An 18,097-nucleotide genomic window follows, 5' to 3' on the forward strand; every position below is an offset into this window, starting at 1 on the left:
GTGCACCAACCCGCCGTCCCGGCCCGCAAGCCGAACCGCCCACTCACCGGACACGGGGTCGACCCACGCCGCCTTTCCGGAGCACATCTGGCACGGTCGTTGCACGGGACGCGGCGAAGGGCTATGTTATCGATCACATAGACTGCCAGCTATACCTGTCCGGCGCCGGCGGCGACCAGGAGCGCGCCCTGCCCCTCGATCCCTCACAGGGCCGTGGTCCCACGAGCTGATGGAGTGGACCGTGAAGAAGTCGCAGATCCTGTTGGTGGCCGCGTCGACCGCGGTGGTCACCGTGGCGGGAGTCCTGACCGCCCCACCCCTGCTGGCCGCGACGCCTGACATCACCGTCAACACCGCCTCGTCGTACCAGACGATCGACGGGTTCGGGGCGGCGACCCCGATCTTCAGTAGTGGCGGCGACCAGTGGACGACCAGCGAGACCCAGACGCTCGTCGGGATGGGCAGGGGGCAGCTCGGCCTGTCGATCGTACGGACCGTGGTGTCGCCGACGTCGAGCGAGTGGAGCTGGCCGGTGAGCAGCCTCAGGACGGCGCAGTCCTACGGCTCCGACGTCAAGATCCTCGCTTCGCCCTGGACCGCCCCCGCCCACTTCAAGACGAACAACAGCAGGGTCGGCGGCGGCAAACTCAAGGCCGACTACTACGACGACTACGCCGAGCACCTGAACAGCTTCGTGCAGTACATGAAGGGTCAGGGCGTCACGATCGACGTGACCTCCGTCCAGAACGAGCCGGACTGGCACCCCGACTACGATTCGATGGACTGGACCGGCACCGAGTTGCGGAACTTCGTCCGCGACCAGGGCGACAGGATCAGGGACACGGAGCTCCTGGTTGCCGAATCCCTGAGATTCAACCGCCAGTACACCGACCCCACGCTGCAGGACGCCGCCGCACGGGACAACATCGGCTACGTCGGCGGGCACCTGTACGACACCGAGAACAGCGGAAACCTCTCCGCCTACCCGCTCGCGAACCAGTACGGCAAGAACCAGTGGATGACCGAGTGGAACCTGCACGCCGCCGACGGCGCCGGTTCGAACATCTGGGGAAACCCCAGCAACGCGGCTGTCTGGAACGAGACCCTCGACGACATCATGCGGACCGTGCACCGGTCGATGGAGTCCGGCTGGAGCGCGTACATCTGGTGGTACGGCCGCCGCTTCTACTCGTTCATCGGTGACGGCGAGTCGCAGTACGGGACCACGAGGGGCGCGGTCCTCAAGCGCGGCCACGCATTCTCGCAGTACTCGAAGTACGTCCGGCCCGGCGACCGGCGGGTCGCCCTCTCGAAGGGTTCCCGTTCCTCCTCGCTGGAGGTCACGGCCTACCAGGGCCAGGGCAAGGTCAAGCTGGTGATCCTCAACCGCTCGAACAGCGCGGTGGACGACGCCGTCGTCCAGGTCCCGCAGAACATCTCGGCGGCCGAATACTCCGTCACCTCACAAACCCTGAGCGCGGAGTCACGACCGGCGAACGTGAGTGGCGGACAGGTGACCGTCGACATCCCCGCCCGGAGCATCTCGACGATCACCGTCAGCGAGGGGCCCACCGCCACCACCCCGCCGACCACGCCGACCACCGGCTCGCCCACCACGCCGCCCACCACTCCCCCGACGGCCCCGCCCACCACCCCGCCCACCGACTCCGGTAGCTGCCGGGTGACCAGTTCGGTCAACGCATGGAACACCGGCCTGACCGCCAACATCACCATCACCAACACCGGCACGGGCGCCATCAACGGGTGGTCGCTGAGCTTCGCCCTCGGCTCCGGGCAGACCATCACCTCCGGCTGGAACGCCACGTACTCACCAACCGGTGGCCAGGTCACCGCGACGAACGTCAGCTACAACGCCTCCATCCCACCGGGCGGCTCGACCAGCATCGGCTTCCAGGCCAGCCACAGCGGCAACAGCGCCGCTCCGAGCGGCTTCGCCCTCAACGGCACCGCCTGTAGCTGACGCCCGTCGGTGCCACGGCGCCGGCCCGTACCCGCTCGCCCCCACCGACTGTGATCGCTTGACGACACCCGTCGGGCGGTACGGCTCTGGGTACGCGTTTCGGGCCGGGAACCGGCCGGATCCGGCCACCGCCGGGACGAGGACCCGACCACGGCCGGGACAATGACCTGGTGACGGCCGTGACGATCGCCGCAGCCGAACCGCTTTGCGATGGGCGCACCATCAGGGAAGATCGAGCGACGGGCAGCCGGAGCAGGTCGGCTGAGTACCGGTGACGGAACCCTGGTCCACAACGGCGTGGGCGGATCCGGCGGTGATGGGCGAATTTCGACCCCTTTCGGGTCCTGGTCGAACCCACGCGAGAGGACCGCATTGAGCGCGCACGACAAGATCAACCTCATCTTCGACACCGTGGTGCACCGCAACCCGGGCGAGCGGGAGTTCCACCAGGCGGTACGCGAGGTTCTGGAGAGCGTTGTCCCGGTGCTGCACCGGCACCCGGAGTACACCCATGCGAAGATCATCGAGCGGATCTGTGAGCCGGAGCGACAGATCATCTTCCGGGTGCCGTGGGAGGACGACCACGGCAACGTGCACATCAACCGGGGCTTCCGGGTGGAGTTCAACAGCGCGCTGGGGCCGTACAAGGGTGGGCTGCGCTTCCATCCCTCGGTGTACCTGGGCATCGTCAAGTTCCTGGGCTTCGAGCAGGTGTTCAAGAACGCGCTGACCGGCATGCCGATCGGCGGCGGTAAGGGCGGCTCGGACTTCGACCCGAAGGGCCGGTCGGACCGGGAGGTGATGCGGTTCTGTCAGTCCTTCATCACCGAGCTGTACCGGCACATCGGCGAGTACACCGACGTGCCGGCGGGGGACATCGGGGTGGGCGGCCGGGAGATCGGCTACATGTTCGGGCAGTACAAACGAATCACGAACCGGTACGAGTCGGGTGTGCTGACCGGTAAGGCGCTGAGTTACGGCGGCGCCCAGGTGCGGCGTGAGGCAACGGGATACGGGGCGGGATTCTTCGCCGAGGAGATGCTGCGCGCCGCCGGTGACGGCCTCGACGGCAAGCGGGTGGTGGTGTCCGGCTCGGGCAACGTCGCGATCTATGCCATCGAGAAGGTCCACCAGCTTGGCGGCATCGTCGTAGCCTGCTCGGACTCCTCCGGCTACATCCGCGACGACAAGGGCATCGACGTCGACCTGCTCAAGGACCTCAAAGAGGTCCGCCGGTCCCGGATCGACGCCTACGTCGACGAGCGGCCGAACGCGCACTTCGCCACCGATCGCTCGGTCTGGGAGGTGCCGTGCCAGGTCGCGTTGCCGTGTGCGACGCAGAACGAGATCGGCGCCGCGGAGGCCGCAGCGCTGATCAAGGGGGGATGCATCGTCGTGGTGGAGGGCGCCAACATGCCCGCCAGGCCGGAGGCGATCCGCGCCTTCGCCGAGGCGGGTGTGAGGTTCGCGCCGGGCAAGGCGGCCAACGCCGGCGGTGTGGCCGCCAGCGCGCTGGAGATGCAGCAGAACGCCAGCCGGGACTCCTGGACCTTCGAGCACTCCGAGCAGCGGCTGCGCGACATCATGCGCGACATCCACCACCGTTGCTACACGACGGCCGACGAGTACGGCATGCCGGGAAACTACGTCGTCGGCGCCAACATCGACGGCTTCCGCAGCGTCGCGGAGGCGATGCTGGCACACGGGCTCATCTGACAACACGCCCCGGCTTCCGCGCCGCTGCGGCACGACCGGGCGACGGGTCTGCGGCAGTGCCCGGTTCACCCTGCCGGCGGGAGGCGTCGGGGACGACCGGCGGACGGCGACACCGCCCCGCCGGCCACCTCCGGGGCGGGTGGTTGCCGGTCGTCGGCAATCTGCCGGGCCTGTTTCCGCCGTGTCGCGCCCTGCCCGCGATCACGCCGGCTCGGGCATCGTTGAAGGGTTCTTGACGAAAGGAGGGCGGCATGCCGTCCACGCCTCACCAGCACGGCTCCGCGCTCCTGCGCCGCCCGCCCGAGGACGTCGCCGTCATCGGCGGCGGGATGGTGGGCCTGTGCACGGCGTGGTTCCTGCAGGACGCCGGGGTGCGGGTCACCGTGTACGAGCGGGACCACGTCGGAGCGGGCGCCTCGTGGGGCAACGCTGGATGGCTGACTCCGGGGCTGACCGCACCGCTGCCCGAGCCCGCGGTCCTGCGGTACGGCCTGCGCGCGGTCCTGAGCCCGCGTTCGCCGGTTTACCTGCCGTTGCGCGCCGACTGGCAGTTGCTGCGGTTCCTCACCTCCTTCGTGACGCACAGCACCACCCGGCGGTGGCGGCGCGGCATGGCCGGGTACGTGCCCCTCAACGATCGTGCGTTGGAGGCATTCGACGTACTCGCCGCCGGCGGCGTGACCGCACCGGTCCGGGCGGCCGAGCCCTTCCTCGCCTGTTTCCCGCGCGAACGCGACGCCCGGGCACTGCTGACCGAGCTGTCCGAGATTCGCGGCATGGGCCAGGACGTGAGCTTCCAACCGGTGGCCGGACCGGCGGTGCGGACGCTGGAGCCGGTCCTGACCGAGCGGGTCCACGGCGCGGTCAGGATCGACGGGCAGCGCTTCCTGAACCCGCCACAGTTCGTCGCCGCGCTGGCCGCGGCGGTGCAGGAGCGCGGTGGCGAGATCGCCGAGGGCGTCGAGGTGGCCGGCGTGCATCCGACGGCGGGCCGCGTCTCCCTGGTCGTTCGCGGCGGTGCGCAGCGACGGCACGACGCCGTGGTGGTGGCCACCGGCGCCAGGCTGGGCGAGCTGGCGAAACCTCTGGGGGTACGCCAGCCGGTCCAGGCCGGCCGCGGTTACAGCTTCAGCGTGCCGGTCGAGCGCATGCCCGCCGGTCCGCTGTACTTCCCGCAGCAGCGGGTGGCGTTGACACCGCTGGGCGACCGGCTGCGGGTGGCCGGGATGATGGAGTTCCGCCGGCCCGGTGACCCACTCGACCCCAGGCGGATCACCGCGATCGTGGAGGCCGTACGCCCCTTCCTGGCCGGTGTGGACCTCGACGACCGTCGGGAGGAGTGGGTGGGCTCCCGACCGTGCACGCCCGACGGCCTGCCCCTGATCGGCGCCACCGCCTCCCCGCAGGTGTTCATGGCTGGCGGGCATGGCATGTGGGGCATAGCGCTCGGCCCGATCACCGGCCAGTTGCTCGCACAGACGGTGGTGAAGGGCGAGACACCGGCGGAACTCGCGCCCTTCGACCCGCGACGATAGACACCGTCCGTCCGTGCTCAATCGCTGGCGACTCGCGGGCGATCTCCCCGGCCGGGTCCGCCCGCGGAAGACCGTCCGCTGGATGTAGGAGGACGTCGTACGACCAGCCGCGGTTGCGGGACGCCTCGCGGCCGCCCGCGCTAACCCGGTCCGAGGTCCGGAGTACGGCGCAGTCGCGGCAGGCCGTCCCCTCAACACGGCATCCGGTTCGGCGACCGCCAACCATCGACGCAGGCACCCGAACCATGTCCGGTATGGACAGTGGTCCGGGGTGGCCTCGGCACCGCACCCCGGGGTGACCCACCCCGCGCCCGCATTCCGGGTACGGTATCTCTCCTCCGGGATGTGCACCGGCTACGCGACGATGTGGTTGCAGGGGGTTGGGTGTCGAACGGAGACATGATCGGGCTCGACAAGGGCTGGTCGTGGTGACGAGGTGCCGCGCCCTGGACGACGTGGCGAGCGTGGGATCGGTCGCGGGCGCTGCGGCCGGACACGGTGGACCCAGACGCCGGATACCTCGGTGAGCGGCCGCCGCGATCTTCGGTTGTTCGGTGCCCTGGTGGCCGGCTACACGGTGTCGACGGCCGGGACGTTCCTGAACCTCGTGGCGATCAACCTGTACGTGTTCCAGCTGACCGCCAGCGCGCTGCAGACCGGACTCCTGATGGCTGCCCGCATCACCGCCGGCTTCCTCGCCGGTCCGGTGGCCGGATGGGTCGTCGTCCGCTTCGAGCGCCGGTTTGTCATGATCGCGAGCGACGTCACGCAGGCACTCGCGATGGTCACGCTGCTGGTGACCCCGGCGTCGCGACACCCGGATCTGCTCTGGGTGGTGGCGGTGGCGCTCGGTGCGGGAAACACCTTCTTCACGGTTGCCCTGCGGACCAGCGTGCCGAATCTCGTCGGCTCAGCCGATCGGTTGCGCGGAAACGGCTACCTGGTGACGGGGAAGTCCTTCGCCATGGTGCTCGGCTTCGCGTCGGCCGGCCCGTTGATCGGCGGGTTCGGCTTCATGCCCGCGTTCGGGATCAACGCCGGCAGTTTCCTCGTCTCGGCGCTCGTGCTGGTGTGGCTGCCGCTGTCGTTCCGCGGCACCGACGGCGGCGCTGACGGCGGCGTCGTGTCGTCGGACGAGCCGGTAGGGTTGTCGATGTTGCACCGGCTGCGGTTGCTGCGGATGGCCTCGCCGGTGCTTGTCGGCCTGCTGGGGCTACGGGGGATGGAGGCGTTGGGCGGAGCATCCCACAACGTTGCCCTGCCGGCGTTCGCCCAGACCGCCAGCCCGGAGAATCCCGCGGCGCTGCTGAGTGGATTCTGGGCCGCCTGGGCGATGGGCAGCATGGCCGCCTACCAGGCCGTCGCCCGGTGGCTCAAACGCGGCGGTCGCCACCTGGACGAGCGTGCTTTCGCCGGCGCGGTCTGCCTGGCCTCGCTGGCGTTCGTGGCGGTCTTCGCCGGCCTGCCACTGCCCGCACTGGTGATGGTGGCGCTGGTCGCCGGGCTCGCGGACGGTCTCGCCGAGCTGGCGTACGTCACCCGGTTACAGGTCGGTTCCGACGACACCCGGGGCCTGCTCTTCGGGATGTCCGCAACGGCGGAGACGCTGGGAATGGCCGTCGGCATGCTCTCCAGCGCGCTCCTGCTGGAGCAGATGGCCGCGCTGCCGGTGGTCGGCCTCTTCCACGGCGTGCTCATCGCCGTGATGGTGGCGTTCCTGACACTGCGCCCGGCTCGTCGACGTCTGCCGACCGCCGCAGAGACCTGACCGCAGACAGTGCCGAAGAAGAAGGGGGACAGGTGGATCGACTGGCGTCTTATACGGGTACGCCGTTGGAGTTCGTGGCGGATCATCCACGCAATCTGACCGAGGCGCTGCTACACGCGGCCGACCGCCACCCCGGGGCCGGACTGGTCACCACCACCGAGATGGGCGTCGACACCGTCGTGTCCTATCCCGAGTTGCTCGACCAGTCCCGACGGCTGCTGACCGGGCTGCGGCGCGAGGGGCTACACGCCGGTGAGCACGTCGTGCTCTACGGTCCGGAACGGGCGGCGGACTTCTTCCGCGCGTTCTGGGCCTGCGTGCTGGGCGGCATCCGTCCGCTGCTGATGGTCCCGCCGCACCAAGGAGCGGCGGACGCCGCGACCCGGGACCGGCTGCGGCAGGCGGTTCGGCAGCTCGAAGGGGCCATGGTGCTCTGCGGCGGGGCCGACCCGGCGGCGCTCGTCGACGAGTTCCGAACCGCCGACGTCACCGGGTACGCCACCGAGCCGCCCGCCACCGACCTGCACCGCCCGGAGCCGGACGACGTCGCGATGCTCATGGCGTCCTCGGGCAGTACCGGCAGGCCGAAGCTCATCCAACTGACCCAGCGCGGGATGCTGGAGTTCGCCGCCGGAACACCGACGATGATGCCGATCAGGCCCGGCGACACCATGTTGAACTGGATGCCGGTCGACCACAGCGGGGCGTTCCTCCTCTATCACGTGCTCGGAGTCTTCGTCGGCTGTACCAACGTGCACGCCCGGACCGACCTGGTCCTGGCGGACCCGACCCGCTGGTTGGATCTGATCGCTCGCTACCGCGCCAACCACACCTGGGCGCCGAACTTCGGCTACCAGTTGGTCAACCAGGCGTTGGCGCAGGCCGACGGCCGGAGCTGGGACCTCTCCTGCGTACGCACCCTGGTCAGCGGTGGCGAACAGATCACCGTGCCGGTCATGGCCGAGTTCCTGAGCGCCACCTCGGCGTTCGGGATCCGCCCCGAGGCGTTCGTGCCGGTCTGGGGCATGACGGAGACCGTTACCGCGATCACCTTCGCCCGCCCCGGGCTGGCGCCCAACGTGTACCGGGCACGCGCGTCGAGCCTCGACGGCGACCTCCAGTGGGTGGACGAGGCCGGCGACCCGGCCGACACGGCGAGCTTCGTGGCGGTCGGCCGGCCCGCACCGGGCGCCGCGCTGCGGGTCGTCGACGCCGACGACAAGGTACTGCCGGAGGGCCGGATCGGCCGGTTGCAGATCCGGTCCGCCCGGGTGACAGCGGGGTACTTCGCGAATCCGGAGGCCGACGCGGCCGCCTTCACCAGGTGTGACGACGCCACCCCGACCGCCTGGTTCAACACCCGCGACCTGGCGTTCGGCCGGGATGGCCAGATCGCCATCGTCGGGCGGGAAAGCGACCGGATCGTCCTGAACGGACAGAACCACTACGCTCACGAGATCGAAGGCGTGGTCGAGACGGTGGCCGGCGTGCTGCCGGGTCCGGTGGTGGCCTGCGGCGTACCGGATGACGCCACCGGCTCGGAGGCGCTGACGGTGCTCTTCGGCACCGAGCCGGGCGTCGACGCCGCCGGCCTCGGCCGCGCCATCCAGGAGGCGCTGTTCAGCCGGCTGCGGCTGATCGCCAGGGTGGTCGCGCTGCCCCGGGCCGAGTTCCCGAGGACCGCGAGTGGCAAGATCCAGCGTGCCGCCCTGCGCCAGCGGCTGCTCCGCGGTGAGCTGCCCGCCACCTTGCCGTCCGCCGGGCCCGACCCGGGCCGGTCGGCGGCGCGGGTCGGCCGGCCCCCGCGACCCGAGGCGGTGCGGTCGGTGTTCCGGGCGGTACTCGGCGCCGACGTCGACGAACAGGCCCGCTTCTACGAGTTGGGCATCGATTCGGTGACCATCGTCCGGCTGCACGCGGAGCTCCGCCGCGAGCTGGGCGTACGCTTCGACCGCTCGGCAATGTTCGAGTACCCCTCGGTGGCCGCGCTCACCGAGCACCTCTGTGCCCTGCCGGAGACGCCGGCCCGGCGTACCCCACCGACCGCCGACCCGGCGACCGGAAACCGGATCGCCATCATCGGCATGGCGGCCCGTTTCCCCGGCGCCGACACCCTGGCCGACTTCTGGGCCAACCTTGTCGAGGGAGTGGGCAGTGTCCGCCGATTCGGCCCCGACGAACTCGCGGCGGCCGGCGTTCCCACAGCCGAGCACACCCGCCCGGACTTCATCCCGGTCAACGGCGCGCTCAGCGAGATCGACGGCTTCGACGCGGAGTTCTTCGGGATCAGCCCCCGTGAGGCGGCGCTGACCGATCCGGGGCACCGGCTCTTCCTGGAGTGTTGCCACCACGCGCTGGAGCACGGCGGGTACGCCGGCGCGGCCGGCCCGGACCGGATCGGGGTGTTCGCGGGTGCCGGGATGAACCTGTACGCCCATCAGAACCACCTCCTCGCCGCTCCGGCCACTTCGGACGGTCGGCTGCCGGCCGACCCGGTGACGGCGATGCAGGCGGCGATCGGCACCCAGCCGGACTTCCTGGCCACCCGGGTCGCCTACCGGCTCGGGCTGACCGGGCCCGCGATCGGCGTGCAGACCGCCTGTTCGACCTCGCTGGTCGCGGTGCACCTCGCCGTCCAGGCCCTGTTGGCCGGTGACGCGGATCTGGCCCTGGCCGGGGCCGCCGCCGTCCACGTCCCGCAGACCACGGGCTACCGGCGGTACCCCGGCTCGATCCTCTCCCCCACCGGCCGCTGCCGGGCGTTCGACGCCGACGCCGACGGCACCGTGGGCGGGAACGGGGTCGCCGCCGTACTGCTCAAGCGGCTCGACCGGGCGTTGGCGGACGGTGACACCGTGCACGCGGTGATCCTGGGCTCGGCGGTGAACAACGACGGCGCGAGCAAGGCCGGGTTCGCCGCGCCAAGCGTCTCCGGCCAGGTGGAGGTGATCGAACGGGCTCTCGACCGGGCCGGCGTGCCGGCGGAGACCATCTCGTACCTCGAAGCCCACGGCACCGGTACGCCACTCGGCGACCCGGTGGAGCTGCGCGCGGCGGCCCGCGCGTTGCGCAACCGCACCGACCGGGTCGGCTTCTGCACCGTCGGCTCCGTCAAGCCGAACATCGGGCACCTGGACACCTGCGCGGGGATGGCGGGGCTGCTCAAGACCGTACTCATGCTCAAGCACCGCACGCTCGTGCCACTGGCCAACTTCCACCGCCCCAACCCGGATCTGGAGCTCGACGGCAGCCCGTTGCTGCTCGGTACCACGACCGGGGACTGGAAGACCGACGGCGTCCCACGGCGTGCGGGCGTGACCGCCCTCGGCGTGGGTGGCACCAACGCGCACGTCATCCTCGAGGAGGCCCCATCCGCCCCGCCGCGTGCCGGGTCGGAGCCCGGGATCGGGGTACTGCCGCTCTCGGCGGCGCACCCGGCCGCCCTGGCCGAACTGACCGGTCGGGTACGCGACCACCTGCGGGCAGACCCGGAGCTGCCGGTCCCGGACGTCGTCGCAACCCTGGCGCTCGGCCGGCAGCACCGCCGGCACCGGGTCGCGGTGGTCGGGGACAGCGCGACCGCCTTGGCCGACGCGCTGGAGGAGGCCGTCGCCGCCAGCATCCCCGACGGCGGGGCCGGACCGCTGGCCTTCATTTTCACCGGACAGGGCACGGCCAGCCCGGGCATGGCCGCCGAACTCTACGACGCGTTTCCCCGATTCCGGGACGTGCTCGACGAGTGCGACCGGGCCTACCGGCAGGAGGGCGCCGGGAGCCTGCTGGCATCGCTGCGCGGGCAGCGCCCGGAGCCGGAGGTCTGGACCACGGAGATCGCCCAGCCGGCGCTATTCGCCTTCCAGGTGGCCCTGGCGGAGCTGTGGCGGTCCTTCGGGGTACGACCTGACTTCGTACTCGGGCACAGCGTCGGTGAGTACGCCGCGCTCTGCGTTGCCGGCGCGATGACGGTCGCGGACGGGATACGGCTGCTGTCGTCGCGCGGCCGGCTGATGCAACGGCGGACGCCACCCGGCGCCATGATCGGACTGTTCGCCGACGCGGGGACCGTCCGGGAGGTCCTCGCCCAGCTGCCGGTCGAACTGGCCGCCAGCAACGGTCCCGAGGAGTACGTCGTCACCGGGACGGCCGCCGCCGTGCGGCAGGCGACCGACTGGCTCGACGGGCGTGGCATCGGCTGGCAGCGGCTGTCGGTCGACCGCGCATTCCACAGCGGACTCCTCGAACCGATCCTGGACGATTTCGCGGAGCGGGTCGCGGCGGTGCCGCTGGCCCCGATAGTGACGCCGGTGGCGAGCACCCTCACCGGCGCCCTGCTCGACCCGGGCACCGTGGTGGACGTCGACTACCTGCGCCGGCAGATGCGCGAGCCGGTCAGGTTCGTCGACGCGGTGACCGCGCTCTGCGCCGCCGGCTGCCAGCGGTTCCTGGAACTGGGTCCGGACGCCGTGCTCAGCGCGATCGGTCGGCGGGTCCGGCCGGCGGCGACCTGGACGGCAACCCAACGCCGTGGCGTGCCTCCCCGACGTGCCCTCCGGCTGGCGGTCGCCGAGCTCTACCGGCACGGTGGCACACTCGACTGGTCGAGCCTGGCGGGCGACGGGCGGCGCATCCCGTTGCCTGGCTACCCCTTCCAGCACGAGCCGCACCAGGCAGCGTCCCGCGTCGCACCGTCCGGTCCGGCCGGCTGGACCGACGCCGTGCAGGTCGACACCGTGCAGGTCGACGCCGTGGTCGACACCGTGCAGGTTCACGACGCCGGGCGGACGGCGATCGTGCACCCGGTCGACGACGGACAGGACGGCGTCGGAGGCGCGGGCGAAGTCCCCGCCACGGACCGGCTCCGGGCGGTTCTGGCGGCGGTGCGCGAGCTGACCGCCCAACAACTCGGTACGTCGATGGTCGACGTCCGGCCGGACGCGACCTTCCTCGAACTCGGCGCCGACTCGCTCAGCCTGCTGCGGCTGACGCAGGAGCTGCGACGATCCTTCGGCGTACCGGTGCCGATCCGGCGGCTGTTCGCGGAGGCCGACACACCTCACCTCCTGGCCGCGTTGGTCGCGGCGGAGACGGCAACCGACCCGGGCGGCCCTCCCGACGCTCCCCTGCCTGCTCCGGCGGAGCCAGCCCCGACCGAAGAGGCTGCGCCGCCGGTCGAGGCCCCCGTCCCAGCGGGATCCGCGGCGGCCGACGCGGCGGCGCCCAGGACCGGATCGCCGCCGCTCGATCGGGTCGTCGCCGAGCAGCTCCGAGTCGTCGACCAGCTCGTCGAGCGGGTCACCGCGGTGCTACAGGACCAGTTGGCGACGCTGCGGTCCGGAGCCGGAGCCGGAGCCGGGAACGGAGCCGGGAACGGAGCCGGGGCAGCGGCGGCAGAGACGGAGACGGAAGCACCGGCGGAGAGGAAAGCGCCGACGGAGACGGAAGCACCGGCGGCTGTCGTCCGTCCGGCGCCGTCGGCGCCGCTGCCGGTAGCACCGACCGCAGCGGACTCCGCGCGCCCGGGACACGCCGACTTCAGCCTGTACTTCTTCGGCGACTACCCGGACCAGGACCAGGACGACAAGTACGGCGCCATCCTGGCGGCCGCCCGCTTCGCCGACCAGAACGGCTTCCACGGCATCTGGCTGCCGGAGCGGCACTTCCACTCGTTCGGCGGACTGTTTCCGAACCCGGTCGTACTGGCCGCCGCCCTGGCCCGGGAGACCACCCGGGTACGGCTCAACGCGGGCTCGGTCGTGCTGCCGCTGCACCATCCCGTCCGGGTCGCCGAGGAATGGTCGGTGGTCGACAACCTCTCCGGCGGCCGGGTCGGACTCTGCGTGGCGAGCGGTTGGCACGCCAACGATTTCGCCCTCAACCCGGAGGCGTTCGGCACACACCGGGAGCTGATGTACGAGCATCTGCGGACGGTTCGGACGCTGTGGTCCGGCGGTGCGGTCTCCGCGCACTCCGGCAGCGGCGAGCGGATCGACCTACGGATCTTCCCGCGCCCGCTTCAGGAGATGCCGCCGTTCTTCGTCGCCGTGGTGTCGAATCCGGACAGCTACCGCGCCGCCGCTGCCGCCGACCTCGGCGTGGTCACCAACCTGATGGTGCAGTCGATCGAGCAGCTGGCCGACAACATCGCGCTCTACCGGCGGACCAGAGCCGAGCACGGCCTCCCGCCCGAGGGCGGGCGGGTGGTGGTGCTGCTCCACACGTACCTCGGCACCGACCTCGTGCGGGTCCGGGCCGAGGCGTACGGGCCGTTCTGCGCCTACCTCCGCTCCTCGTTGTCGCTGTTCGGGCAGGTCACCAACAGCCTCGGTCTGCGCATCGACCAGGACACCCCGGCCGAGGACGTCGAGTTCCTGCTTGAGCAGGCCTACCAGCGGTACTGCGAGGGCCGTGCGCTGATCGGGACCCCGGACAGCGTCGCACCGATCGTCGACCGGCTCTCGGCGTTGGGAGTCGACGAGATCGCCTGCTTCGTCGACTTCGGGATGCCCGCCGAGCAGATGCTGAGCTCGCTCCCGATCGTCGACGCCGCCCGCCGCCGGCACCTCACGGCCGGCGTGGGTGGAGGTCGCGAGCAGCGGGAGCGGGCATCCCGGCACCCGGTTGCCCCGCCCGAGCCGGCGCGGCCGGCCGGAGAGCGGACCGGCGAGCCGCACCCCCCGTCACCGGCGCAGCGTGGGATGTGGTTTCTGGAGCAGTTGCACTCCGGCAGCACGAACTACCACGAGCCGAAGGCGGTACGGCTGGACGGCCCGCTCGACGTCGCGGCACTCCGACGAGGGCTGGCCAGGGTGGTTCGGCGGCACGCGCCACTGCGTACGGTCTTCCGCGCTGTCGACGGCGAACTCCAGCAGGTCGTACTGCCATCGGTGGAGCTGCCCTGCCCGCTGGTCGACCGCTCCGGCGTGCCGGACGGCGAAGCGATCCGGGCCGCTCTCGAAGACCTTCGCGCCGAGGGCTTCGACCTGGCCACCGGTCCGCTGCTCCGCGCCAGGCTGGTGCGTACCGCCGAAGATCGGCATCTGTTGGTGCTGTACGTGCACCACATCGTCTTCGACTCGTTCTCCACCGCCGTGTTCATCCGCGACCTCGCCGCCTACTACCGGAGCGATCCGACCGGGCCCGATCCGCTGCCGGCGCTGCCGACGAGCTACCCGGACCACGTCCGAACCCGACTTCTCGACGCAGGGTCGAAGGCGCGGGCGGTCGACTACTGGCGACGGGTCCTCGCCGACGCGCCGCCGCTGCGACTGCTCACGGGTTGGTCCTGCGCTCCGGCGGAGTCGATGCGCGGCGCCACGCTTTCGCACGAGTTGGGCGCCGACCTTGCCGAGGACGTCCGCCGGTTCAGCCGGCAGCACCGGGTGACCCCGTTCATGACCCTGCTCAGCGCGATCGCCGGTGTGCTGGGGCGGTTCGGCGGTCAGGACGACCTGGTCGTCGGTACCGCGCTCACCAACCGTCCGCCGGGCACGGAGGAACTGGTCGGCCTCTTCATCGACTCGGTCCCGCTGCGGATCGACCTCGCCGACGATCCCGACCTCGGAACGCTGGCGCAGCGGGTGCGGGATGCCAGCACGGATGCCTTCGAGCAGTCCGGTCTCGGCTTCGACGAGCTGGTCGGCGCGGTGAACCCGGAGCGGGTCCCGGGCCGCAACCCGCTGTTCCAGGTCATGGTCGAGTACGAGAACGCATCCGACGTCGACTTCGACCCGCCTCGGGTACGTGCCACCCTCATCGACGTACCGAGTGAGCGTGCCCCGCTCGACCTCACCCTCTACCTGACACACCATCCGAACGGCGTCCGCTGCTTCGTGGAGTACAACCGGGACGTTCTGGATGAGGCGACCGTGCGCCGGTTGCTCGAGTACACGACGGCCGTGCTGCGGCGGGCGGCCACGACCCCGCCGGCACCGCTGTCCGAGCTGACCGCGCCGTTGGAGGCGGACCGCGCGGCGCTCCTGCGGTGGTCCGGCGGACTGCGCGGTGCGCCGCCGAGCTGCCTGCACCAGCTCGTCGAGCAGCAGGTCGCCCGCGCGCCGGACGATGTCGCGTTGATCGCCGGCGGGGTGCGGCTGACCTATCGTGAGCTGGATCGGCGAGCGAACGCGCTGGCCTGGAGACTGCACGACCGGGGGGTACGGGCGGATCAACTGGTCGCGGTCTGCCTGGCCCGGGGCGTCGACCTCATCGTGGCCCTGCTCGGGGTGCACAAGGCGGGCGGGGCCTACCTGCCGCTCGATCCGGCCCTGCCGGAGTCCCGGCTGACCTTCATGGTGAGCGACAGCGGCGCACGGCTGCTCGTCACCGACGACGAGCGGGTGGCGAGCCTGCTGGGCCTGCCGATCGTGGCGGTCGACGGCGACGATCCACGCGCGGACCGGGCGCCCGCGACCTCGGTCGACCCGGCGAGCCTGGCGTACTGCATCTACACCTCCGGCTCGACCGGGCGGCCGAAGGGGGTGGCCGTGCCGCACCGCGGGCCGGCCAACCTGGTCGCCCACTACCTGCGGCACCGGCCGGCGTTGCGGACCCTGCAGTGGGTGTCGGTCAGTTTCGACGTCAGCGTGCAGGAGATCTTCACCGCCCTCGCCTCCGGAGCCGCACTGGTGCTCATCACGGACGAGATCCGCTACGACCCGGCCGCCGTCGTCCAGACGGTGCGTCAGCAGGGGGTGCAGCGGCTGTTCATGACCTACACGGCGTTGAAGTATCTGATGGAGACGGATCCCCGCATGCCGTCGCTGCGCGAGATCGTCGCCGCCGGTGAGGAGTTGAGGCTCACGCCGGCCCTGCGCCGTTTCCTCGCCGCCCACCCGGAGTGCGCGCTCTACAACGAGTACGGGCCGACGGAGGCATCCATCATCGCCACCATCCAACGTGTCGATCCCACGGCCGGGGACTACCCGCCGATCGGCCGCCCGGTCGACGGCGTGCTGGTCCGACTGCTCGACGAGCGGCGGCTGCCGGTACCAGCCGGCGCAATCGGCGAGATCTTTCTGGGTGGCGCCGGCCTGGCTCGGGAGTACCTGTCCCGGCCGGACGAGACCCTGGCGGCGTTCGTGCCGGACCCGGTTGCGCCGGGCACCCGGCTCTACCGCAGCCGCGACCTGGGCCGCTGGCTACCCGACGGCACGCTGCGATATCTGGGGCGGGCGGACGACCAGGTCAAGATCCGTGGTTACCGGGTGGAGCCGGGTGAGGCCCTGCGCGCGTTGACCAGCCTCCCCGAGGTACGCGACGCCGCGGTCGTGCCGACCACCGATCCACGGGGCGAGACCTGTCTGGTCGGGTACGTCGTGCCCGCCACCGAGGGGGCCAGGCTGTCCGGCACCGAGGGGACCAGGCTGTCCGGCACCGACCTGGCCCGGCAGCTCGCCGGCATCCTGCCCGGGTACCTGATTCCGGCGGCGTGGGTTCCGCTGGCCGAGCTTCCGGTCAACACCAGCGGCAAGCTCGACCGGAGCCGCCTGCCCGAACCGAGCTGGAACGACGGTCCGAGCGACGAACCCGCGACCGAGCTGGAGCAGACCTTGCACGACCTGTGGTGCGCCCAGCTGGGCGTGTCGCAGGTGCCGGTCGACACGTCGTTCTTCGCGCTCGGCGGGCACTCGCTCACCGCGGTCGGTCTGGTCGATCGGGTCCGGGAGGCACTCGGGGTCCAGCTGGGAGTCGCCGACCTGTTCCAGGCGCCGACGGTCCGGGCCATGGCGCACCGGCTCGACCGAGAGACCGTGCCGGACACCGGCCCGGCGTCGGGCGCCCAGCGCCGCGCGTGGCGCTGCCACCACAGCAATCCCCGGCCGCAGGTGTACAACGTGGCGCACCGGATCCGGTTCGAGGGGGACCTGGAGGTGCAGGCACTGGAGCGGGCCCTGAACGATCTCGTGAGTCGGCACGCCGCGCTGCGTACCCGCTTCGTCGTCCTCGACGGAGAGGTACACCAGCAGGTTCTCGCCGAGATGGCGGTGCGGCTGCTGCCCGTCACCGACCTGACCGACGATCCGGATCGGCTGGACGAATGGTGCCAGCAGGAGGTGGACGCCGTCATCCCTCCGGATCGGGCGCCGCTCTGGCGGGCCCGGCTGGCCCGACTCGACGAGCGGAGCTGGGTACTGGTGCTCGTCCTGCATCACCTGATCTGCGACGGGTGGTCGATGGGCGTTATCTGGGACGAGCTGTCGAGGTGCTACACCGCGCGGCGCACCGGACGCGTGGACTCAACGGCCGCCCCGGTCTCCTATCCCGACTACGTCCGGTGGCGCGGCGCCCAACTCGACGCGGACCGCGAACGCCTCCTGGCGTACTGGCGCACCCGACTGGCGGGCGTGTCCCTGCGGGTCGCCCTCCCCTACGACCGTCCCCGGCCCACACGGCTGTCTGGCCAGGGTGCGTTGCATCGTTTCGGGGTGCCGAGGCAGGTCGCCCAACGGGTACGGCACATGGCGCTGGAGACCGGCGGCACTCCGGCTGCCGTCCTGACCGCCGCCTTCGCGCTCTGGCTGGGACGGATGTGCCGGGAGCGGGATCTGGTGGTGGCGCTGTCGAGCGCGAGCCGGACCCGACCGGAGCACGCGCGCGTGGTGGGCCCGGTCGGCGAGGCCCTGCTCGTACGCCTCACCATGGACAGCGGCATGTCCTTCCAGGAACTGGTCAGCCAGGTTGGCGAGCGCACCTTCGACGCGGTGGACCACCATCTGCTTCCGTTGCACGACGTCGCCGAGGCCCTCGGCGTCGACCTGGTCACGCCGCAGATCCTGTTCACCGTCGTCACCAATCCACCTGCGCGGCTGAACCTGGCCGGTGTCACGGCACAGGTCGAGCCCCTGGCGGTGACCGACGTCGCCCGAACGGAGCTGTACGTCGTACTGCTACCCGGCGAAGACGGAATCGAGGCGGCCTTCGAGTACTCGACGGACCTGTTCGACGCCGAGACGGTCAAGGGCTGGGAGGCGGACTTCGTCGCCGTACTCGCCGAGGTGAGCCCCGGGCACCCCGTCAACGTGCACGTCGGGTACTCGTCGTCACCGTGATCCGGCGCCGACGACCGGCACCCGAGGTCCTGGTCCCGCGAACGGATCC

Annotated in this window: 5 protein-coding genes; all 5 read left to right on the forward strand. The window is 71.2% G+C overall.

Annotated elements, in window-relative coordinates; all coding sequences use genetic code 11:
* Positions 1–241: 241 nt before the first annotated feature.
* Positions 242–1,981, forward strand: coding sequence for a cellulose binding domain-containing protein (locus EV371_RS21565; protein ID WP_486484736.1), 1,740 nt, complete (start codon positions 242–244; stop codon positions 1,979–1,981).
* 372 nt (positions 1,982–2,353) lie between these two features.
* A complete protein-coding gene (gene gdhA, locus EV371_RS21570) occupies positions 2,354–3,697 on the forward strand; it encodes an NADP-specific glutamate dehydrogenase (RefSeq protein ID WP_130463653.1) in 1,344 nt (447 codons plus the stop codon).
* Positions 3,698–3,948: 251 nt separating this feature from the next.
* A complete protein-coding gene (locus EV371_RS21575; RefSeq protein ID WP_130463654.1) occupies positions 3,949–5,232 on the forward strand; it encodes an FAD-dependent oxidoreductase in 1,284 nt (427 codons plus the stop codon).
* A 523-nt stretch (positions 5,233–5,755) separates the two neighbouring features.
* Positions 5,756–7,000 carry an MFS transporter gene (locus EV371_RS21580; RefSeq protein ID WP_165436792.1) on the forward strand — a complete coding sequence of 415 codons (1,245 nt, stop codon included), beginning with the start codon at positions 5,756–5,758 and terminating at the stop codon, positions 6,998–7,000.
* 74 nt (positions 7,001–7,074) lie between these two features.
* Positions 7,075–18,048 carry a non-ribosomal peptide synthetase/type I polyketide synthase gene (locus EV371_RS21585; protein WP_130463656.1) on the forward strand — a complete coding sequence of 3,658 codons (10,974 nt, stop codon included), beginning with the start codon at positions 7,075–7,077 and terminating at the stop codon, positions 18,046–18,048.
* Positions 18,049–18,097: the final 49 nt, after the last annotated feature.

The organism is Plantactinospora sp. CNZ321 (assembly GCF_004217235.1).

Excerpts from the sequence above, each read along its gene's own strand:
- EV371_RS21575 (WP_130463654.1), top strand. The coding sequence starts at position 3,949 with ATGCCGTCCACGCCTCACCAGCACGGCTCCGCGCTCCTGCGCCGCCCG.